This is a genomic window from Alteromonas sp. R7, assembly GCF_055755235.1.
Genome location: NZ_JBVTQX010000012.1, coordinates 105,916 through 126,178, shown reverse-complemented (window position 1 = coordinate 126,178; position 20,263 = coordinate 105,916). Strand labels below are relative to the sequence as shown.

Annotated in this window: 20 protein-coding genes; 16 read left to right on the top strand and 4 right to left on the bottom strand. The window is 44.9% G+C overall.

Annotation, left to right across the window (positions count from 1 at the left end):
* Window positions 1-30: 30 nt before the first annotated feature.
* From mrdA to AC0J2X_RS17505, 9 genes are all read left to right on the top strand, one after another.
* Window positions 31-1,944: a penicillin-binding protein 2 gene (gene mrdA / locus AC0J2X_RS17545; RefSeq protein WP_156078309.1), complete on the top strand. Its 1,914-nt coding sequence runs from the start codon at window positions 31-33 to the stop codon at window positions 1,942-1,944.
* Entirely contained in the window at window positions 1,944-3,059 is a 1,116-nt protein-coding gene (gene rodA / locus AC0J2X_RS17540) for a rod shape-determining protein RodA (RefSeq protein ID WP_039229455.1), read from the top strand. Before mrdA ends, rodA begins: the two co-directional genes overlap by 1 nt.
* Window positions 3,060-3,064: 5 nt before the next feature.
* Window positions 3,065-4,087: a septal ring lytic transglycosylase RlpA family protein gene (locus AC0J2X_RS17535; RefSeq protein WP_014976410.1), complete on the top strand. Its 1,023-nt coding sequence runs from the start codon at window positions 3,065-3,067 to the stop codon at window positions 4,085-4,087.
* Window positions 4,088-4,405: 318 nt separating this feature from the next.
* Window positions 4,406-5,590: a D-alanyl-D-alanine carboxypeptidase family protein gene (locus AC0J2X_RS17530; RefSeq protein ID WP_014949348.1), complete on the top strand. Its 1,185-nt coding sequence runs from the start codon at window positions 4,406-4,408 to the stop codon at window positions 5,588-5,590.
* 101 nt (window positions 5,591-5,691) lie between these two features.
* Window positions 5,692-5,955, top strand: coding sequence for a DUF493 family protein YbeD (gene ybeD / locus AC0J2X_RS17525; RefSeq protein WP_014949347.1), 264 nt, complete (start codon window positions 5,692-5,694; stop codon window positions 5,953-5,955).
* Entirely contained in the window at window positions 5,956-6,627 is a 672-nt protein-coding gene (gene lipB / locus AC0J2X_RS17520) for a lipoyl(octanoyl) transferase LipB (RefSeq protein WP_014976409.1), read from the top strand. It abuts the gene before it with no gap.
* On the top strand, window positions 6,620-7,582 hold the full coding sequence (gene lipA, locus AC0J2X_RS17515; RefSeq protein WP_014998236.1) for a lipoyl synthase: 963 nt from the start codon (window positions 6,620-6,622) through the stop codon (window positions 7,580-7,582). The genes lipB and lipA overlap by 8 nt, the downstream gene beginning before the upstream one ends.
* Before the next feature lie 190 nt (window positions 7,583-7,772).
* Window positions 7,773-8,780: an asparaginase gene (gene ansA, locus AC0J2X_RS17510; RefSeq protein WP_069944254.1), complete on the top strand. Its 1,008-nt coding sequence runs from the start codon at window positions 7,773-7,775 to the stop codon at window positions 8,778-8,780.
* Between the two features lie 41 nt (window positions 8,781-8,821).
* Entirely contained in the window at window positions 8,822-9,661 is an 840-nt protein-coding gene (locus AC0J2X_RS17505) for a DUF2797 domain-containing protein (RefSeq protein WP_081333994.1), read from the top strand.
* A gap of 100 nt (window positions 9,662-9,761) precedes the next feature.
* Here AC0J2X_RS17505 and AC0J2X_RS17500 read toward each other — a convergent pair whose 3' ends face one another.
* Window positions 9,762-10,313 carry an NAD(P)H nitroreductase gene (locus AC0J2X_RS17500; RefSeq protein WP_014949342.1) on the bottom strand — a complete coding sequence of 184 codons (552 nt, stop codon included), beginning with the start codon at window positions 10,311-10,313 and terminating at the stop codon, window positions 9,762-9,764.
* 169 nt (window positions 10,314-10,482) lie between these two features.
* Window positions 10,483-11,094, bottom strand: a complete 612-nt coding sequence (locus tag AC0J2X_RS17495; protein ID WP_014949341.1) for an HvfX family Cu-binding RiPP maturation protein — start codon at window positions 11,092-11,094, stop codon at window positions 10,483-10,485.
* A 44-nt stretch (window positions 11,095-11,138) separates the two neighbouring features.
* On the opposite strand from AC0J2X_RS17495, the gene AC0J2X_RS17490 reads away from it, so the two are divergent.
* The 3 genes from AC0J2X_RS17490 to AC0J2X_RS17480 all read left to right on the top strand — a co-directional run bounded on the left by AC0J2X_RS17490 (window position 11,139) and on the right by AC0J2X_RS17480 (window position 13,897).
* Entirely contained in the window at window positions 11,139-11,330 is a 192-nt protein-coding gene (locus AC0J2X_RS17490; RefSeq protein WP_069944253.1) for a hypothetical protein, read from the top strand.
* Window positions 11,331-11,492: 162 nt separating this feature from the next.
* Window positions 11,493-13,358, top strand: coding sequence for a signal peptide peptidase SppA (gene sppA, locus AC0J2X_RS17485; RefSeq protein WP_014949339.1), 1,866 nt, complete (start codon window positions 11,493-11,495; stop codon window positions 13,356-13,358).
* A 47-nt stretch (window positions 13,359-13,405) separates the two neighbouring features.
* Window positions 13,406-13,897, top strand: a complete 492-nt coding sequence (locus AC0J2X_RS17480) for a SprT family zinc-dependent metalloprotease (RefSeq protein WP_081333993.1) — start codon at window positions 13,406-13,408, stop codon at window positions 13,895-13,897.
* A 57-nt stretch (window positions 13,898-13,954) separates the two neighbouring features.
* Here AC0J2X_RS17480 and yfbV read toward each other — a convergent pair whose 3' ends face one another.
* Window positions 13,955-14,404, bottom strand: a complete 450-nt coding sequence (yfbV, locus tag AC0J2X_RS17475; RefSeq protein ID WP_014949337.1) for a terminus macrodomain insulation protein YfbV — start codon at window positions 14,402-14,404, stop codon at window positions 13,955-13,957.
* A 611-nt stretch (window positions 14,405-15,015) separates the two neighbouring features.
* Here yfbV and trxB point away from each other — a divergent pair.
* The 4 genes from trxB (at window position 15,016) to infA (ending at window position 17,791) form a co-directional block, all read left to right on the top strand.
* The gene (gene trxB, locus AC0J2X_RS17470; protein WP_069944252.1) at window positions 15,016-15,981 is read left to right on the top strand and encodes a thioredoxin-disulfide reductase; all 966 of its coding nucleotides are present in this window, start codon (window positions 15,016-15,018) and stop codon (window positions 15,979-15,981) included.
* A 50-nt stretch (window positions 15,982-16,031) separates the two neighbouring features.
* Entirely contained in the window at window positions 16,032-16,778 is a 747-nt protein-coding gene (gene aat, locus AC0J2X_RS17465; protein WP_061486964.1) for a leucyl/phenylalanyl-tRNA--protein transferase, read from the top strand.
* Window positions 16,775-17,497, top strand: a complete 723-nt coding sequence (locus AC0J2X_RS17460) for an arginyltransferase (RefSeq protein WP_069944251.1) — start codon at window positions 16,775-16,777, stop codon at window positions 17,495-17,497. Before aat ends, AC0J2X_RS17460 begins: the two co-directional genes overlap by 4 nt.
* 75 nt (window positions 17,498-17,572) lie before the next feature.
* A complete protein-coding gene (gene infA / locus AC0J2X_RS17455; RefSeq protein WP_014949333.1) occupies window positions 17,573-17,791 on the top strand; it encodes a translation initiation factor IF-1 in 219 nt (72 codons plus the stop codon).
* 178 nt (window positions 17,792-17,969) lie between these two features.
* Here the strand turns inward: infA and clpA are convergent, their stop codons facing one another.
* Window positions 17,970-20,246, bottom strand: coding sequence for an ATP-dependent Clp protease ATP-binding subunit ClpA (gene clpA, locus AC0J2X_RS17450; RefSeq protein WP_014949332.1), 2,277 nt, complete (start codon window positions 20,244-20,246; stop codon window positions 17,970-17,972).
* Window positions 20,247-20,263 lie beyond the last annotated feature (17 nt).

Here is a 20,263-nt window from a genome sequence, read left to right as displayed (position 1 = left end):
TTGGTCGCTTTATTAATGCAAAGGAAGTCAATGCAACGAAAACGTCAAGCAATACGGGACCACTCCGCTGAAGCGAACTTGTTCGCGCGCCGAGCGACCATTGCTTTTATTATTGTTGTGGCCATGTTGGGCATTGTACTTAACAACCTCTATTCTTTGCAGGTCACCCAGTTTGAAGATTATCAAACCCGGTCTAACGGTAACCGAATTAAAGTGCTGCCCGTAGCGCCTAACCGCGGTCTCATTTATGACCGTAACGGCGTGCTTTTAGCCGAGAACCGTCCGGTTTTCAGTTTGGAAATTATTCCAGAGCAAGTGGATGATATTGAACAAACCCTTGCAGATCTGACCGAATTAATGAGCATCACCAGCGATGAAATTGAACGCTTTCAATCTACGCTAAAAGGAACGCGGAGATTTAAACCCGTTGCGCTTCGCACTCAGCTAAGCGAAGAAGAAGTAGCGCTGTTCTCTGCCAGCAAACACAAATTTCCAGGTGTTCAAATTGAAGCGCGTTTAGCTCGTCATTACCCTTATAAAGAAACGCTTACCCATGCACTGGGTTATGTTGCACGCATTAACAAGCGAGACTTACAAAAACTCGTTGAAGCAGGCCAAGAAGATAATTACGCCGCAACCCACGATATCGGTAAGCTAGGTATAGAGAAATACCACGAAGAGCTGCTTCATGGAAAAGTGGGTTATCAGCAGGTCGAAGTAAACAATCAAGGCCGAATTATTCGTGTACTCAGTGTTGAGCCACCAACACCGGGCAAAGACATCGTACTTAACCTGGATTTAGAGCTTCAGTTAGAAGCCCAGCGAATAATAGAAGGCATGCGCGGCGCTGTAGTGGTTACCGACGTTAAAACAGGTGGCGTACTGGCACTTTATTCTAACCCTAGTTACGACCCCAATTTATTCGTGCACGGTATCAGCAGCAAGAATTACTCTGCGCTACTGAATTCGCCAGACCGCCCGCTAATTAACAGGGCGACACAAGGACAATACCCTCCCGCTTCTACCATTAAACCGCACCTTGGTTTTGTTGGACTAGAAGAAGGCATTATCACCAAAGACTACACCATTAACGATACAGGTCGCTATCAATTGCCAAATGTGTCGCACGTGTGGCGCGATTGGCGTCGATGGGGACATGGCAAAGTTAACGTATCAAAAGCAATAGAAGTGTCGTGCGATACTTATTATTACGAGCTAGCGTATAAATTGGGTATCGATAAAATCAGTGAATCTATGTACGAATTCGGATTCGGAGATTTCACGGGTATCGATCTTTACGAAGAGTCAGATGCCAACATGCCTAGCCGAGGCTGGAAACGCGCTCGCTTTAATCAACCTTGGTATATTGGTGACACCATACCCGTTGGTATAGGACAGAGCTATTGGACCACCACGCCGGTACAGTTAAATACATCGGTTAACACGCTGATCAATGCTGGGGAACGCTATATTCCACAAATCATTCGCGGTTATATGAACACCGATAGTTCTGTCGACCTCATCCCACTTAAGTCGCTGCGGCCTATAGAAATTAAGAACCGTAACAATTTAGATGTGGTGTTAAACGCCATGCGCGATGTTGTGAGTGGCGAAGAAGGCGGCGCGCGTCATGCATTTGCAGATACCCCTTACGACTCTGCGGGTAAGACAGGAACAGCACAGTTGTTTACCGTTGGCCAAAATGAAAAATATGACGCTACTAAAATTGATGAGCGTCTTCGAGACAATGCCATGTATGTTGGCTTCGCACCGTTCAATGATCCAGAGATATCGGTAACCGTGGTCCTTGAGAACGTAGGCGGTGGTAGTAAGAACGCAGCACCCGTCGCCCGTCAAATCATGGATTTCTATTTCAGAGACCGTGTTTTTGAAACTGCCGAAGCTGACTCGGCAAACAATGATAATGAATTAGGGACAAACTAGTGAAGAGAACCACCATAAACCCTAATAAAATGAGTTTTCTTCAGCGCATTCATATCGATGGATGGCTGTTAGTCGGGCTACTCGTGCTAAGTTGTGTTGGGCTATTTACTCTGTACTCGGCGTCAGGTCAGGATATGGAGCAAATGGAGCGCCAGTTTATCAGGCTGGGATTTAGCTTTATCGTTATGTTCGGATTAGCCCAAGCCCCTTTGGGCGTGTTTAGGTTTTTCTCAACCTATGCCTATGGTGCAGGCCTGCTCATGCTAATTGCCGTTTTATTATTTGGTGATATGGGCAAAGGCGCACAGCGCTGGCTAGACCTGGGCTTTATCCGTTTTCAGCCCTCTGAACTGATGAAGCTTGCCGTGCCTATGATGGTTGCATGGTATATCAGTAAATTCACTATGCCGCCACGCACCACCCACATTATCGTTGGGTTTGGTTTGGTGGTCGTGCCCACCATTCTCATTGCAAAGCAGCCTGATTTAGGGACCTCATTACTCATCGCCAGTTCAGGTATCTTTGCCATATTCCTGGCAGGTATGAGCTGGCGTCTTATTTCAGTAGTGGGCGGCCTCATTGGCGCGTTTGCGCCTGTGATGTGGTTCTTTTTAATGAAGGATTATCAAAAGCAGCGGGTTCTTACTTTTTTGAACCCGGAAAGCGATCCACTAGGTTCTGGCTACCACATAATCCAATCTAAAATTGCCATTGGTTCCGGTGGTGTAGACGGCAAAGGCTGGTTACAGGGTACGCAGTCACAACTCGAGTTTTTACCCGAACGTCACACCGATTTTATCTTTTCAGTATTCAGCGAAGAGTTTGGTCTTACCGGTGTAATGTGCTTAATGGCAATATACATTTTTATAATTATGCGCGGCCTTATAATTTCTAGCCGGGCACAAGACGCCTATGCAAAATTGCTTGGTGGCAGTATTACCCTTACTTTTTTTGTTTATGTATTTGTAAACATGGGCATGGTGTCCGGATTACTTCCCGTGGTGGGTGTTCCCCTTCCTCTAGTGAGCTTTGGAGGAACATCTATGGTGACTTTAATGGCAGGTTTTGGCATTCTTATGGCCATTGCCACTCAGAAACGTTTAATGTCTAGATAACTTGTATGTTGCAACGCCTTTTTTCGGTACTTGATTTTGTAAAAGCGGGTTTAGTTAATGCGGGTCTTGTTGCCCAAAATCTGGCAAACGGACAGTTCTTTCGCTATGGCTCAGCTGTTTTTATAGTTTTGGCATTAGTGGGATGCCAAAGTGCACCTACACAATCTGGTCGCTATACTCAAAAGCAAGACTCAGCGCCTAAGCACGTTGCCAAGAAACCAGAAACACTTGATGCTGTACCAAAATACGAAGCCTACCGCATGTTTAACAGCAGGCCTTACAAGGTACTAGGCAAGCACTACACGCCAATGGATAGTGGCAAAGGCTATGAAGAGGTCGGCTATGCCAGTTGGTATGGTCAGAAGTTTCACGGTCACTTAACCTCAAATGGCGAAACTTACAATATGTTTGCCATGAGCGCGGCTCACAAAACATTGCCACTGCCCTCTTACGTGCGTGTTACTAACTTGGAAAATAACAAACAAGCGATCGTCCGCGTTAACGACCGCGGCCCTTTTCACGATGATAGAATTATCGATTTGTCGTATGCAGCCGCAGTAAAACTAGGCTACCACAGCAAAGGCACAGCGCGAGTCAAACTTGAAGTTATCCACTTTGACGAACAAAACAATGTGACGGTGGGAAACAGTCCAACCGTTACTTACGATGAATATTTGGGTATTGCGGTAGTACCCGCACCGGCCTTGGCAGCAACTTCACCCACCCCGCCATTAGCCCCCTCTTCGAACACCGCGGATACCAACTCAAGCAGCAGTGAGAATAGTAGCAACGTGGTAAGTGATGCGATTTATATTCAAGTTGCTGCGCTTTCAAACGCCGAGAAGGCAAAATCTATCTCTAACGTGCTATCGGCGTTATATCAAATTCCCGCTCACCTGCCAGTAGCAGATAACATTTATAAACTACAGCTTGGCCCTATCCACGATGAAGCTGTCGTCGCGGAGGTTCTTGAACAATTAAAGCAAAATGGCTATCCCAACGCTTACGCGATTACGCAGACCATGTAGTTAGTTGGGTTGTCGCACGCTCATAAAAACAACGACATTGTGGCAGCATTGTGTCATTCAGCAGGCAATATCACGGTTTCTTCGCCTAATACCTACAATCGCGTAAACTTTTTTGATAAAACCTAGTCTTATAAGCAGCCTTTCGTTAAGATCTCTCGTCACCTCAGCTAATAAGTAGGTGAAACAACAGAATTCGGTTACGAATTGGACAAAAGCTAAAATTGGGTAGCCATGTTTTGCGGTCATCGTTTCGCGGTCATCGCAACAATAGGGTAAGCTTTAACTCACACGGATAAAACGGTCAAAGAAATTAGAACCATGCTCAGAATAATTCAACGCGCTAAACCGTCATTACTTTCATTTGCCTTTTTGGTGATAGGCACTTTACTACACACAGCAAATGCTGCCGTAGTCACTCCGCCTGCTCCTTCAGTTGCCGCAGAAGGTTTTCTTCTAACCGACTTTGAAACGGGTCATGTGATTGCATCTAAAAATGCGGACATGCAGCTTGCTCCTGCGAGCTTAACGAAAATAATGACTATTTATGTTATTGGCAAAGAATTACAGGCCGGTAACATCAGCTTAGACGACGAAGTGACTATCTCGGAAAACGCATGGGCGAAGAAATTCCCTGACTCGTCAAAAATGTTTATTGAAGTAGGTACACAAGTTTCAGTACGTGACTTACTGCGTGGCATTGTTGTGCAGTCAGGTAACGACGCCTGTGTTGCTATGGCAGAACACGTAGCAGGTTCAGAATCTGCTTTTGCCAGCATGATGAATGCACACACGGCATCACTTGGCATGAGTGGTTCTCACTGGGTTAATGCTCACGGTCTTCACGACCCTGACCACTACACTACCCCTCGTGACATGGCGATTCTGTCTCGCGCGCTTATCGCAGAAACGCCAGAAATGTACAAGATTTATAGCGAGAAGGAATTCACCTACAACGGCATTAAGCAATACAACCGCAATAGCCTGTTGTGGGACAAAAGCTTAAACGTTGATGGCATTAAAACTGGCCACACGTCTGATGCGGGCTACAGCCTAATCACTTCTGCAGAGCAAGGCGGTATGCGTCTAATCTCTGTAGTTATGGGGACTGATAGCGAACGTGCACGTAAAGTTGAAAACAAAAAGCTACTTAAGTATGGCTTCCGTTTTTACGAGACACTTACGCCATACCAAGCTGGTCATAGTTTCGTTGCTCACCGCATCTATATGGGTGATAGAGAGACAGTAGACCTTGGAATTAATCAATCTACCCCCATTACTATTCCACGCGGTCAGGCGGCTAATTTAGAAGCTAACTTCGAACTTGATGACAAGCTTGAAGCACCACTTGCAAAAGGTCAGGTTGTTGGAAAACTTTATCTACAACTAGACGGTGAAGATGTGGCTAGTTATCCCCTAGTTACCCTTCAAGAAGTAAAAGAAGGCAGCTTCTTTAATCGCATGAAAGACTACATTATGCTTCAGCTAGGATTTGACGACGAGTAAACACCTTTACTGAATACGTTAAAAAGCTAGTTGTGAAGCGGCCAGATTTGTTACAATCTGGCCGTTTTTTTATATGATATTTTAAGTACCAAGGATATCGCATGGATACCCGTTTCGACGAATTACTAGATTTTCCAACAAACCAAACGTTTAAAGTCATGGGCGTTGCTCATGAAGACCTACCTCAACAGGTAGTGAGCTGCCTTCAGCAACATGCGCCAGGCGATTACTCGCCTAACGTAAAACCAAGTAGTAAAGGTACTTACCACTCGGTGTCTATCAGTGTGCGTGTAACCAGTAAAGAGCACATGGAAACCATTTACACTGAACTTGCCAAATTAGAGCTGGTTAGGGTTGTACTTTAAGTGAATGAGCAGTCGATAGCGTCTGACGCAAACGGCGTTATAGTACGTCAGTTAGGGCGTCAGCCGTATGAGCCTATCTTCGAGGCGATGAAGCGCTTCACCGATGAACGCGACCAAAACACCCAGGATGAAATTTGGCTTGTTGAGCACGATGCTGTCTTTACGCAAGGACAAGCGGGCAAAGCTGAACACATACTTATGCCTGGTGACATTCCTGTTGTTCAGGTTGACCGGGGCGGCCAAGTGACCTACCACGGTCCAGGGCAACAAGTTATTTATCTGATGCTAAACATTAAGCGCAGAAAACTGGGTGTTCGTCATTTAGTCACTGCTATGGAAGAAGCGGTGGTCGGACTACTCGAAAAATATGGCGTAACCGCGTACCCAAAGCCCGATGCGCCTGGCGTATACGTCGATGAGAAGAAAGTTTGTTCATTAGGTTTAAGAATACGTAATGGCTGCTCGTTTCATGGCTTAGCTTTAAATGTTAATATGGACCTATCACCGTTTCAGCGTATTAACCCTTGCGGTTATGCCGGTATGGAAATGATCGATACCGCGCGCCTCAATGGTCCAACTACGCTTGAGACCGCTGGTAATGAATTAACGCATTTGTTGCTAGAAGCGCTTTCCATTGCACAGCCAACATACAAAGAAGGTTTTGATGAGTAATGCACGACCTCAAGCGGGGGTAAAACTCCGTGATGATGAAAAAGTAAAACACATTCCCGTCACTATTATTCCTACTGAAAAGGAAGAAATGCTGCGCAAGCCGGAGTGGATTAAAATCAAGCTTCCTCGTACTACCGAGAAAATTGATCACATCAAACAGACACTTCGCAAAAACAATCTTCACTCTGTGTGTGAAGAAGCGAGTTGTCCTAACCTTGCCGAGTGTTTTAACCACGGTACAGCCACCTTTATGATTCTTGGTGATATTTGTACCCGTCGTTGTCCTTTCTGTGACGTAGCCCACGGTAAACCACTGCCTCCGAGCGCAGAAGAGCCTGAGAAGCTGGCTAAAACCATTGCAGAAATGAATTTGCGCTATGTGGTTATTACTTCTGTTGACCGCGATGACCTTCGCGACGGTGGCGCTCAGCATTTCGTAGATTGTATTAACGCCATTCGCGAACACAGTCCAACAACGACAATCGAAGTATTAGTACCCGATTTTCGTGGACGTATGGATCGTGCACTTGAGATTTTCAAAAACGGCGTGCCTGATGTGTTCAACCACAACTTAGAGACGATCCCGCGTTTATACCGTGAATGTCGCCCTGGCGCGAATTACCAATGGTCGTTGGATTTGCTTAAGAAGTTTAAAGCGCAACACCCTGACGTGATGACCAAATCTGGTCTGATGATGGGTATGGGCGAAGAGAACGAAGAAATTCAAGGCGTACTTGATGATCTGCGCGCTCACAATGTGGACATGCTTACGCTGGGTCAATACCTTCAGCCAAGCCGTCACCACTACCCGGTTAAGCGCTACGTACACCCTAAGGAATTCGACGCCCTTGGTGATTACGCAAAAGAAATTGGCTTCACGCATGCAGCATGTGGCCCTATGGTCCGCTCGAGCTACCATGCAGACCAACAAGCAGCGGGTAAAGAAGTTAAGTAGTACCGAACTTCAGCATAGGGCTCAGCCTAACGTTGCTAAAAAGTTGATACAGAATAAAAGCGGTGATCTTCACCGCTTTTTTGTGCCTTCGTATTTCAGGGTGACAAACCCGTGGGTATTGTTAGAATGCCCGTCAAATTACGCTATCCCCTTTTAAAAAGTATTCCCAAATTAAGGGTAAGGTCATTTCATGCGCAAACATATATATATTGCCTATACAGGTGGAACTATTGGTATGAAGCCGTCTAAGCAAGGCTACGTACCCGCTGCAGGCTTCTTGTCAGACACACTGAAAAAGATGCCGGAGTTTCACCGTTCTGAAATGCCCCTTTTTACACTACATGAATACGATAACCTTATCGATTCATCAGACATGGATCCGTCTGACTGGCAGCGTATTGCCGATGATATCGCCGACAACTACGACAAGTATGATGGCTTCATTATTTTGCACGGTACAGACACCATGGCATACACCGCCTCGGCGTTGAGTTTCATGCTTGAGGATTTGTCAAAACCTGTCATTGTTACCGGTTCTCAAATTCCACTGGCAGAGCTTCGCTCAGATGGTCAAGTCAACCTTCTAAACGCGTTATATGTTGCCGCGAACTTCCCCATTGCCGAAGTCGGACTGTTCTTCAACAACAGACTACTTCGTGGCAACCGCAGCCGCAAAGTAGATGCAGATGGATTCAGTGCCTTTGACTCCCCTAACTTTCCTCCACTGTTAGAAGCTGGCATTAATATTCGTCTGAAAGCCGGTGAATTAGCGAAGTCACCAAATAACACCTTAACGGTATCGAACGTCAAAGCCCAACCGATCGGCATGGTTAGTTTGTATCCCGGTATTGCGCCAGAGGTCATTAAAAACACGCTGCAGCAGCCGGTGAATGCACTGATTTTACTGAGCTATGGTGTGGGCAATGCACCTCAGAACCCTGAGCTTATTGCACAGTTAAAATACGCAAAAGCCAGAGAAATTCCTGTTTTGAATTGTACCCAGTGTATGCGCGGTCGCGTAAACATGGGTGGCTATGCCACTGGCCATGGCCTACAAGAAGTAGGAGTTTTATCGGGTAGCGATATGACGCCCGAGGCTGCCCTCGCGAAACTGCACTACTTATTAAGTAAAGGGCTTCCTTTTGAGGAAATAAGCCATCTATTAACGCAAAACCTGCGTGGCGAATTAAGCGACTAGCAGCGTTACAAATAAAGTTTTTAAGAAAAAGGTTTCAACAAGTGATAACAACATATTCGGGTATGCTAAAAAAAATGCGTACCTCCGCCGATGAAAGCAATACCGTGCACTACTCGCTTCCAATTGGTGATGAGCTGGTAGATATCAATTCTCTTATCGGCAAGGAAGTAACGGTAACCTACTCTGGTGAAATCAACTGTGTTCACTGCAACCGCAAAACCAAAAAAAGCTTCAACCAAGGATACTGCTACCCGTGTTTGATATCGCTGGCACAATGCGATAGCTGCATTATTAAGCCAGAAAAGTGCCATTACCACGAAGGGACGTGCAGAGAACCTCAGTGGGGTGAAGAACATTGCTTTAGCGAGCATTTTGTTTATTTGGCTAACACAGGTACGGTAAAAGTGGGCATCACTCGTCAAGTCACCGAAGGCGTGTCTACGCGGTGGATGGATCAAGGAGCTACGCAAGCTACCGTAATGCTGCGAGTTCCTGACAGGCTTACCAGTGGTTTGGTTGAAACGTTATGCAAGGATCACATTGCAGATAAAACCAATTGGCGAACAATGTTAAAGGGCAAACCTGACGAGGTTGATCTAGAACAGGTCAAAACCGAATTAATGGGTAAAATTGAAAGTGAGCTAGAAGCGCTGAAGCAAGAAAAAGGGCTTCAAGCAGTATCAGAAGTGACTACGCCTATCCATGATATTCATTACCCTGTTGAAGATTATCCGGTAAAGATAAAATCTTTAAACTTAGATAAGACACCGTCATTTACTGGTGTATTGCAAGGTATCAAAGGGCAATACTGGATGCTAGATGGCGATCGCGTTATTAATATCAGGAAGTTCGCTGGTTATAATGTAGACCTATCTTTCTAGGTTAAATGTTAGGGTCTTATTTTAGCTTACTTATAAAAATAAGACCCTTATTACCCGCCGCTAGCTATCTAATGCGGCAGTTTATTCGAATAGGTATCAACTACTGCCAGAATTCAAAGTAGTCGTTACTATTTCTTTGCGGTTTAGGTGCAGGCTCAAACGCTGGTGTTCCTAAATATAAGAAACCTACCAGCTCGTCTTCTTCACTTAAACCTAATCCGTTTCTTACCGTCTCACAGTGTGCGTAGCCACCGGTGCGCCACATGCCGTTAAATCCTTGTGCTACTGCTGCCATTTGCATCGCCATAACGCCACAGCTTGCCGACGCTATCTGCTCAACACGCGGTACCTTTTCATGTTCCACATGCTTTGCGATGGCTACGATAACCATAGGAGCGCGGTGAGGAAGCTGCACGGCACGTTCAATTTCTTTCTGCGACTTTTCATTTTCAATAGCGGATTGCTCATAGAGTGCACCTAGCTTATCCAGCCCTTTTCCTGTGCACACGATAAAACGCCACGGAGTAAGACAAGCATGGTCTGGGGCACGTAGTGCAGCCTGCATAATATTCTCTAAGGCATCTCCACTAGGTGCTGGCGCTTCCAATCGAGGCTGAGAACTTCTGTTGAGTAACAATGTTAATGCGTCCATTTACGTCCCTACTTTATTTTTTCGCGTTGCTATTATCACGCTTCGATTTTCACAATCGAGACAAGCGTGCCAACAACAATAATTTACCTAACCTGAATGCTAGATCCTACGGTTCATAAACGAAAAAGACCAGAAAATTCCGGTCTTTTGTACAGCAAATGGAGCGTCCCTAATTACTTTTAGAACGCATGGCTTTATTCACATAGTAATCGACACTAAAGAAGCGTCCACCACCATAGATAAACAAAACTAAAAGCATAATAAAATAGGTCGCAGCGAATTCGATGCCGTTGTTAAGTACCACAAAGTTACCGCTGGATGTAAGCCAGTCATAATGGCCATGCTCTTGTAACAATGATTTAGCTGCCGCAAGCTTTTCTGGCGCAGCCATAATGTTTTCATTCAGTAAGATTGTACCGTCGGCTAACCATGAAGACGCATCAGCAATAGCGAGCCATCCATTCTTAGCGTGAACACTCACCATAGCGACTATCATGGTTACCATTAATGGAATACTCACCAAGCGCGTCAATGCTCCCAATAACAATAGAACACCGCCCACGAGTTCTGCGGCTGTAGCTAAGAACGCCATTACCAAAGGCATTGGTAAACCAAGCCCATAATCATCGTTACCAAACCAATCTACAATACTGTCGAAACTGGATGCTTTATTCCAGCCAGCCTGTATCATCACTGGTGCTAAATACAAGCGTAATAAAAGTAAAGGAATGCCATCTGCCACTTGCAGTCGGGCTACGATTTGTTGGTAAATGTGTGTCATTGTTTTGCCTACTTTGTGTGATTAAGAAATAAGAACGGCACTTTATGAAAAAAATTTCATCGCGCGAAAATAAGCCCTCACCGTTTTTACGACTAATGAAAAAGGGCCATGGAAAAACCGGCTATAAAGCAAAGAATGGAAAATTTCTTATGACGATGAGCGAGGATAGTCACAAACGTATTGCCTCCCTCATTCGAAAGTGGCTGGAACAAGACGAAAAAAAGAACGCAAAATAAAAGTCATCGTAAGTCGCCGAAAACAAAGACACTCACAAAAAATTACAATTAAGTTCGCGATCTTACTCGATTTAGGTAACATAATAGAATGCAGTACGTGAGTAAGGTATGCCTGATCTATCTTGCTCTGGTTAGTTAATTCAAAAAAAGGTAGTGATTAAAATGGCAGCCAAAGGAAATTGGACTAAATCCTTGTTTATTGGCTTGTGGACGGTGCTTAACTTCACCCGCAAACTTTTCTTTAATTTGATATTCATTGTTATTTTTGTTGGATTGATAATCGCAATAACTGGTCAGGACGATGAACAGTTTACCGTAAACAAAGACAGTGCTTTGTTTCTTACGCTTAACGGCAAGCTAGTTATAGAAAAAGAAAGCATTGATCCTTTCGAACAGTTCTTACAAGAATCGCTAGGCAGTGAACCTGAAAACCCAGAAGTACTGGTACGCGATGTAGTGAAAGTGCTTGAAAATGCGCAAAAGGATCGCCGTATTAAAGCTTTGGTTCTTGACCTTCAAGGTCTTACCGGCGGTGGTTTAGACAAGTTGCGCACCGTAGCTAATGCTATTGACGCGTTTAAAGAATCTGAAAAGCCCGTTTATGCCATTGGCGATTACTTTTCCCAAGACCAATATTACTTGGCAGCACACGCTGATAGCATCTATCTGAACCCAATGGGCGGGTTAATGTTTGAAGGCTACGGCCGTTATGGCATGTACTTTAAAGACATGCTAGAAAAGTTAAAAGTAACCACGCATATCTTCCGGGTTGGTACTTATAAATCTGCTGTTGAGCCTATCATGCGAAATGATATGTCTGAAGAAGCAAAAGAAGCGGAGAAACAGTGGTTAGATGGTTACTGGGCGCAATACAAAGCGGACGTAGCAGCAGCTCGCGGTATCGATGAAGCAAACTTTGACGAGACCCTTGAAGGTTTATTAGCAAAGTTTGAAGCGGCAGGCGGCGATTTCGCACAGTATGCGCTTGAGAATAATTGGGTAGACGCATTGAAGACCCGCGAAGAAGTAAGATTGGAGCTCACTGAGTTAGTCGGTGAAGATGAAAACAATCACGGCGTTAACCTCACTTCGTTCAATACCTATCTTAAAGTTGTTAACCCGCCTATGCCGGTTATCGAGTCAGACATGGATAAAGTGGCGATTGTAGTTGCCAAGGGCACCATCTTAGACGGTAATCAAAAAGCCGGTACTATAGGTGGAGACAGCACCGCTCGTCTTTTAAGAAAGGCACGTCTAGACGACAACGTAAAAGCAGTGGTTCTTCAGATTGATTCTCCTGGTGGCAGCGCATTCGCCTCTGAAATTATTCGTCAGGAAGTGTTGCAGCTACAACAAGCAGGCAAGCCCGTTATTGCTTCTATGAGCACCTATGCAGCTTCAGGCGGTTATTGGATTGCAGCAAGTACCGATAGAATAATTGCAAGCCCTAGCACAATTACAGGCTCGATTGGCGTGTTTGGTATGTTTATGACCTACGAGAATTCTCTGGATTATTTAGGTATTCACAGTGACGGTGTGGGCTCTACAGAGCTTGCAGGCTTCTCTACTGTGCGTCCACTAGCACCAGAATTCGGTCAGATTCTTCAGCGCAACGTTGAAAACACTTACGGAAACTTCTTGTCGTTGGTTTCAAATGCTCGTGGTATGTCGGTAGAAGAAGTGGATAGTGTTGCCCAAGGACGCGTGTGGATTGGCGAAGATGCAATTGAACTTGGCTTGGTAGACCAGCTTGGTACGGTTGACGATGCTGTAGTTGCTGCGGCCGAGCTCGCCGAGCTAGAAAATTATGATACATTCTACGTACAACGTACGCTGAGTGCCCAGGAAATTTTCTGGAAGGAATTCTTTGGCCAGGCAATGACGTTTGTGGGCAAATGGCAATTTGCCCATGCCGACTCTGCACTGGTAAATGAATTTAAGCGCGTACTTAAAGAGTTCAGTTTAGTAAACCAACTAAACGACCCTAAGGGTACCTACGTGCTATGTTTACCTTGTGACGTTAAATAATACGCGCAGCAAATAAGTAGAAACAGTAAAAAGACAGAGGCAGCAACATCGCTTCAAATGACTTAACTCAAGAACAGCGTCGCGTTATTACCGACGCTGTTTTTTATTGCTATGAGCAAGCAGAGCAATACTTCAAGCAAACGTTCAAGCGCCCTACCATCACTTTTAGACGGTCGGGGAAAAATGCGGGCACTGCGTTTTTACAGCAAAACCGCGTGAATTTTCACCCACTTCTGTTTAAAGATAATATCGATGCCTTTTTAAGTGACGTGGTACCACACGAAGTCAGCCATTTGTTGGTATGGGTTCTGTTTGGCAGAGTTCAGCCCCACGGCAAAGAATGGCAGTCGATAATGCGCAGCGTATTTAACTGCACGCCTAATGCTACCCATCAATTTGACGTGAAACGGGTAGCCCGCACTTTTCATTATGTGTGTGACTGTGACACTTATGCGCTAAGTGCACGCAGACACAATAATATTTTAAAAGGGGCACAATACAAATGTAGGAAGTGTCAGGCCTTGCTTAGAACGTCCTAAGCGTTTCGCCAAAAACAGTGGTAAGCGAAGGGCTGACTTAGGATGCGTCGCTATCTTTTAGTTAAACCAGTGCTTCGTGAACGCATTGTCTAGGTCGTTGAAGGCTGTTTTAAGCAGTTGGGCTAGCTCTTTGTACTTGGGCTTTGACTTAGCATTGGTTATAGCCACTCCTTGCGAACGCATTTTAGAGTGGATTTCTTGATACCAGCTTTTCAGCTGGGGCGGTAAGTATTGATCAGAACGATGGCCTAACCAAAGTAAACCTTGCATAGGTAAGCTTAAGAAAAAAGCACCTATTGTGATGGTTTGAGGCAAATAATCAGCACCTAGGTTCTGATAAAGTAACGCGCATGACACCATCGCGACTGGTGGCATAGTTTTAATCGCGAACTTAGTCGCAGCGACAACGCGGCACTCTGGAAAAAAGGCATAGAGTTCTTTTCTCACAGGCCATGTCTTCATGTACTGCTGACCGTTTTTCAACATTGTCATTATTGATTGAGACATGCCTCACCTCTTCATTAAACCACTTCTACCGGCCTCAGTACCGATATTACTAACGTCATTATTCGATAGATCTAACTAAATTGTAATCCGCTTTTTGGCTAATACAAACTGGTTCTACTAAATCAGTACGTATTTGCAGCAAGAAGCTATCACTGTCGATTTTAGCAAATTAGATATCTGACTTGTTAATTAAGTTTCGTTGAAATAGCGGTTTCAGATGGTGGATTGACAATTCACCCCGACACGCCGTTTCAATAATCGCTATCCACTTTTTAAGCGTCATTGCTGTAAGCTTGGCTCAATAATTAAATTAAGAAGCGTTAAAATATCAACAACGCTAAGAATTAAAAGGCATAAGTTCATCTTATCTTTAAGTGACATTTTCGTCGCTTAAAGGCATCATATAGCTTTTGAGCCTAATCTTTATGCTGCATGGCTTTGTTGTGTCTTTCTTTGAAGCGTGTCGACATCCCCTGCAGATTCTGTATTGGCAAATTACTATAATAAAAGTAACTAGGTGTTGAGCTTGATTTACAGATTTTCGCCCCTACCTAGCTTTCTAAGAGAAATTTTATAAGTAACCCTATTGGGTGAATTATTTGGAGAGGAAAATGGCAGAAAGCAGACACGTCCGTCTACTTATCTTGGGTTCAGGCCCTGCAGGTTATTCAGCAGCGGTTTATGCTGCACGTGCAAACCTTAAACCTGTACTGTTAACTGGTATTCAACAAGGCGGACAGCTTACTACCACGACAGAAGTAGAAAACTGGCCGGGCGATCCTGAAGGCCTTACTGGTCCTGATCTAATGGTTCGTATGCAAAAGCATGCTGAAAAGTTCGATACTGAAATTATTTTCGATCACATCAATAAGACCGACTTTTCGAAGCGCCCTTTCACGCTTTACGGAGATAGCGGTACTTATACGTGTGACGCACTAATCATTGCTACAGGTGCTTCAGCTAAATACCTTGGTCTTGAATCAGAGCAAGCGTTTGTGGGTAAAGGTGTATCTGCTTGTGCAACCTGTGACGGTTTCTTCTACCGCAATCAAAAAGTAGCGGTAATTGGTGGTGGTAACACCGCTGTTGAAGAGGCGCTTTACCTTTCAAACATTGCATCAGAAGTACATGTTATTCACAGAAGAGATAGCTTTAGAAGTGAAAAAATTCTTGAGCAACGCCTTCGTGATAAAGCAGAAAACGGTAACGTGGTATTACACTTAAACCGTACACTAGATGAAGTGCTCGGTGACGAAATGGGTGTAACCAAAGTCCGTATTAAAGATACGAACAGTGATGCCACTGAAGAGCTTGATGTTATGGGTCTATTCGTTGCTATCGGTCACAAACCGAATACCGATATCTTTGATGGGCAGCTTGAAATGAAAGATGGCTATATCGTTGTAAACAGCGGTACAAACGGCAATGCGACGCAAACAAGCGTTGAAGGTGTGTTTGCTGCAGGTGACGTGAGCGATCATATTTATCGTCAGGCCATTACATCAGCAGGTACAGGGTGTATGGCGGCGCTAGATGCTGAAAAATACTTAGACGGTACGATGCCTGAACAAGGTTAGTACTGTTTCCCAAGCCCTGCTGTTCAGTGGGGCTTTTTTCTGGCCCGATTATGATAGCGTTACATTACATCGAAGAAGGCGCGCCCTTCCCTCCAGTCGACACTGCATTAGACGAACCTAACGGCCTGCTAGCATTTGGTGGCGACCTCAGTCCTGCACGTTTATTTTCTGCCTACTCACAGGGCATTTTCCCTTGGTTCAGTGATGACGAACCGCTGCTGTGGTGGTCACCCGACCCCAGAGCCATTATTGAACTCGACAATTTTGTCGCATCGAAAAGCCTTAAGAAGCTTGCTCGAAAACAAAAATACACGGTAACGTTAAATTACGCGTTCGACCGTGTAATTGAAGCCTGTTCATCAACCCCTCGTAAAAATCCAAACACAGGTGAACTCAATAGCGAAACATGGATTACCGATGACATGATTGGGGCTTACCGGCAGCTCAATGGTTTGGGTTTAGCACACTCTGTGGAAGTTTGGGACGGCGAAACACTGGTGGGTGGACTATATGGCGTTGGAATTGGCAAGGTATATTGCGGTGAATCGATGTTTCACCGGGAAAGTAATACGTCAAAACTTGCTATGATGGCGTTGGTTGAGCACATGAAGTCTCACGATATGGCCTTTATTGATTGCCAGCTTCCTACCGATCATTTGGCATCCCTTGGTGCGAATGTGTTATCCCGTGAAAACTTTATTGAAAAACTGGAAAACAACAACCACACTTTAACTGAAGACGGTAGGCTGTCAGAAGACTACCTTAATCGTTGGAAGCCAAGAGTGATTACTCCGTGAAGTTTGGTATAACCCAATCATTTTCATGTAGCTATTTGCCCGATGAGCAAGAGCAATTATTAGTATACGCCGAAAACAATGATTTTCAGGCGTGGCGATACTCGCAACTTATTCAAGTGGGATTTCGACGAAGCGGTGAACAAATTTACCGTCCACACTGCCCAGCCTGCAAGGCGTGTAAGTCGGTGCGAATTCCGGTGAATGCTTATACCCCCTCTCGCAGTCAAAAAAGGCTATTAAAGGCCAATCAAGGGTTTCGCGTTCAGCTAGTTAGTGAAACTAAAAGCACATACTACCCGTTGTATGAACGCTACATTACGGAGCGACATGCCGACGGTAGTATGTATCCGCCGTCACGAACCCAGTTCGACAATTTCGTTTTGTGTGATTGGATGACAACCCATTACCTAGAGGCCTATGATGGCGACAAGCTCATTGCAGTGGCTGTAACTGACGTTGTCGATGCTAACGAACATATGGGTGCACTCTCTGCGCTCTACACGTTTTTCGACCCTGACTATGGCTCTGCGTCTTTAGGTACATGGATGATACTCATGCAAATTCAGGAAGCGAGGCGTTTAGGCCACCACTATGTTTATTTGGGCTATTACGTAGAGGGCTGTCAAAAAATGTCTTATAAACACAAATTTTTGCCATTTGAGCAGTTTAGTGACAATGAATGGCATCTATTTAGCAAAAATAGTAAAATACCCACTTAATTGCTTTACACCGAACCCAAGATTGGGTAAGGTCTGCGCGGCAAAAATTTTGAATTACTGAGGTAACTGCTTTACATGGCAAAAGAAGATTGTATTGAAATGGAAGGTACTGTGTTAGACACGCTACCTAACACTATGTTCCGCGTTGAACTAGAAAACGGTCACGTAGTGACTGCACACATCTCTGGTAAAATGCGTAAGAACTATATCCGTATTCTTACTGGCGATAAGGTCACCGTTGAGATGACTCCTTACGATTTGACCAAAGGTCGTATCGTTTATCGCGCAAGATAATGAGCCATTTAAGCGGTAACGCATAAAAAAAGCCCGATTAAGATCGGGCTTTTTCGTATCTGGGTTTTACCTATTTCATCCTCGAAGCGCTATCGCTTAGAATCAAAATTACTAAAGAAGATTTAGCGCTTGATAGACGACATTAGTCTTTCTACCTAGCGCTACTTGCTTTATTACATTAGGTTGGCTCTGCTTCTTCAGACGTTGCACCTACACCTGTGTACTCAAAGGTAAGTTTGTCATCAACGCAGTCTACTTTAACGTTTCCGCCTTTAGATAACTCGCCAAACAATAGCTCGTTCGCCAACTCTTTCTTAAGGTCATCTTTAATGACGCGCGCCATAGGACGTGCTCCCATTGCCTTATCATAGCCTTTCTCAGCCATGTAAGCGCGGGCTGCACTGGTGACCTCTAGCGACACGCCTTTAACGTCAAGCTGTGCCTGAAGCTCAATAATGAACTTGTCTACCACCTGCAAGATGATTTCTGGATCAAGATGATTAAACCAAATAATACCGTCCAGGCGGTTTCTGAATTCAGGTGTAAACACCTTATTGATTTCAGACATCGCATCGTGACTGTGATCTTGCTGCTTAAAGCCAATAGATTTACGTACGGTTTCTTGAACACCTGCGTTGGTGGTCATCACTAACACCACGTTTCTAAAGTCAACCTTACGTCCATTGTTATCAGTGAGCGTACCGTGGTCCATAACCTGAAGAAGAATATTGTAGATATCGCTATGCGCTTTCTCAATTTCATCTAACAGCACTACTGAGTACGGGTTTTTGATTACTGCATCTGTTAACAGACCGCCTTGATCAAAACCAACGTAACCAGGAGGCGCACCAATGAGGCGGCTAACTGCATGACGTTCCATGTACTCAGACATATCAAAACGTACAAGCTCAACACCCATGATTTTAGCCAGCTGTTGGGTTACTTCTGTTTTACCAACACCAGTTGGACCGGCAAATAAGAAGCTACCAATTGGTTTTGCTTCAGCTCCAAGTCCAGAACGTGATAGCAATATAGCGTCATTAAGCGTCTCTATAGCCTTATCCTGACCAAACACGACCATTTTAAGGTTGCGGCCAAGGTTCTTAAGCACCTCTTTGTCAGAAGCCGATACAGACTTCTCAGGGATACGCGCCATTTTTGCAATAATTTGCTCAATGTCGCCCACACCTATCGTTTTTTTGCGCTTAGAAGGCGGCAACAGACGTTGGCTTGCACCCGCCTCATCCATTACATCAATGGCTTTATCTGGAAGGTGACGCTCGTTGATGTATTTAGCCGACAATTCCGCCGCAGCTTGAATCGCTTTTTGTGTGAAACGCACATTGTGGTGCTCTTCGTAGCGACTCTTAAGGCCAAGCAGTATCTTTGTGGTATCGCTGACGCTAGGTTCAGTAACGTCAACTTTCTGGAAACGACGTGCAAGGGCGCGGTCTTTTTCAAAAATACCTTGATATTCTTGATATGTGGTTGAGCCGATACAGCGTAGTTCACCGCTTGATAGCTTAGGTTTAAGTAAATTTGACGCATCCATTACACCGCCCGACGCAGCGCCAGCACCAATAATGGTATGGATTTCATCAATAAACAAAATGGCGTTCTTGTCTTTGCCAAGCTCTTTCAGAATTGCTTTCAAACGCTTCTCAAAGTCACCACGGTATTTGGTACCAGCAAGAAGGCCACCTAAATCCAGTGAGTAAACGGTACTTTCAGCAATAACATCAGGCACGTCTTCGTTAACGATTCTGTATGCAAGACCTTCTGCGATCGCCGTTTTACCTACGCCCGCTTCACCTACTAGCAGCGGGTTGTTTTTGCGACGACGACATAGAATTTGAATAGTGCGCTCTACTTCCGAATCGCGGCCAATCAACGGGTCTATTTTGCCGTCTTTCGCGTGACGATTCAGGTCAGTTGCGTATTTGCTTAATGCTGAGCCACCTTCTTCGCCTGCTTCAGCCTCTTCCGACGCTTCGGGGTTTACGGGCTCATCATCATCCGCTTTGCTTACACCATGGCTAATGAAGTTCACCACATCCAAGCGCGTTACATCCGCCTTCTTGAGAATATAAACGGCCTGAGACTCTTGCTCGCTGAATATAGCAACAAGTACGTTGGCGCCAGTAACTTCGTCCTTACCAGACGACTGAACGTGGAATACCGCACGCTGCAGCACGCGCTGGAAACCGAGCGTGGGCTGAGTTTCGCGTTCGTTTAACTGGTCATCTAAAATGAGAGGCGTAGTATCTTTAACAAAAGCTAACAGTTCGCTTTTAATTGCCTCAATATCGGCACCACACGCTTTGAGCGCATCGCGAGCAGCTGAGTTATCAAGCAATGCCAACAACAAGTGCTCAACCGTCATAAACTCATGACGATGCTCTCTGGCAAATACAAACGCGTTATTTAACGTTTGTTCTAATTCTTTATTTAACATATTGCTCGCCCTCTACA

Bases quoted from the DNA above. Each gene is read 5' to 3' on its own strand.
- AC0J2X_RS17530 (WP_014949348.1), top strand. From the start codon at position 4,406: ATGCTCAGAATAATTCAACGCGCTAAACCGTCATTACTTTCATTTGCC.
- ansA (WP_069944254.1), top strand. From the start codon at position 7,773: ATGCGCAAACATATATATATTGCCTATACAGGTGGAACTATTGGTATG.
- infA (WP_014949333.1), top strand. From the start codon at position 17,573: ATGGCAAAAGAAGATTGTATTGAAATGGAAGGTACTGTGTTAGACACG.
- sppA (WP_014949339.1), top strand. From the start codon at position 11,493: ATGGCAGCCAAAGGAAATTGGACTAAATCCTTGTTTATTGGCTTGTGG.
- mrdA (WP_156078309.1), top strand. From the start codon at position 31: ATGCAACGAAAACGTCAAGCAATACGGGACCACTCCGCTGAAGCGAAC.
- yfbV (WP_014949337.1), bottom strand. From the start codon at position 14,404: ATGTCTCAATCAATAATGACAATGTTGAAAAACGGTCAGCAGTACATG.
- aat (WP_061486964.1), top strand. From the start codon at position 16,032: ATGATAGCGTTACATTACATCGAAGAAGGCGCGCCCTTCCCTCCAGTC.
- AC0J2X_RS17500 (WP_014949342.1), bottom strand. From the start codon at position 10,313: ATGGACGCATTAACATTGTTACTCAACAGAAGTTCTCAGCCTCGATTG.
- trxB (WP_069944252.1), top strand. From the start codon at position 15,016: ATGGCAGAAAGCAGACACGTCCGTCTACTTATCTTGGGTTCAGGCCCT.
- AC0J2X_RS17535 (WP_014976410.1), top strand. From the start codon at position 3,065: ATGTTGCAACGCCTTTTTTCGGTACTTGATTTTGTAAAAGCGGGTTTA.
- AC0J2X_RS17490 (WP_069944253.1), top strand. From the start codon at position 11,139: ATGAAAAAAATTTCATCGCGCGAAAATAAGCCCTCACCGTTTTTACGA.
- lipA (WP_014998236.1), top strand. From the start codon at position 6,620: ATGAGTAATGCACGACCTCAAGCGGGGGTAAAACTCCGTGATGATGAA.
- ybeD (WP_014949347.1), top strand. From the start codon at position 5,692: ATGGATACCCGTTTCGACGAATTACTAGATTTTCCAACAAACCAAACG.
- clpA (WP_014949332.1), bottom strand. From the start codon at position 20,246: ATGTTAAATAAAGAATTAGAACAAACGTTAAATAACGCGTTTGTATTT.
- AC0J2X_RS17495 (WP_014949341.1), bottom strand. From the start codon at position 11,094: ATGACACACATTTACCAACAAATCGTAGCCCGACTGCAAGTGGCAGAT.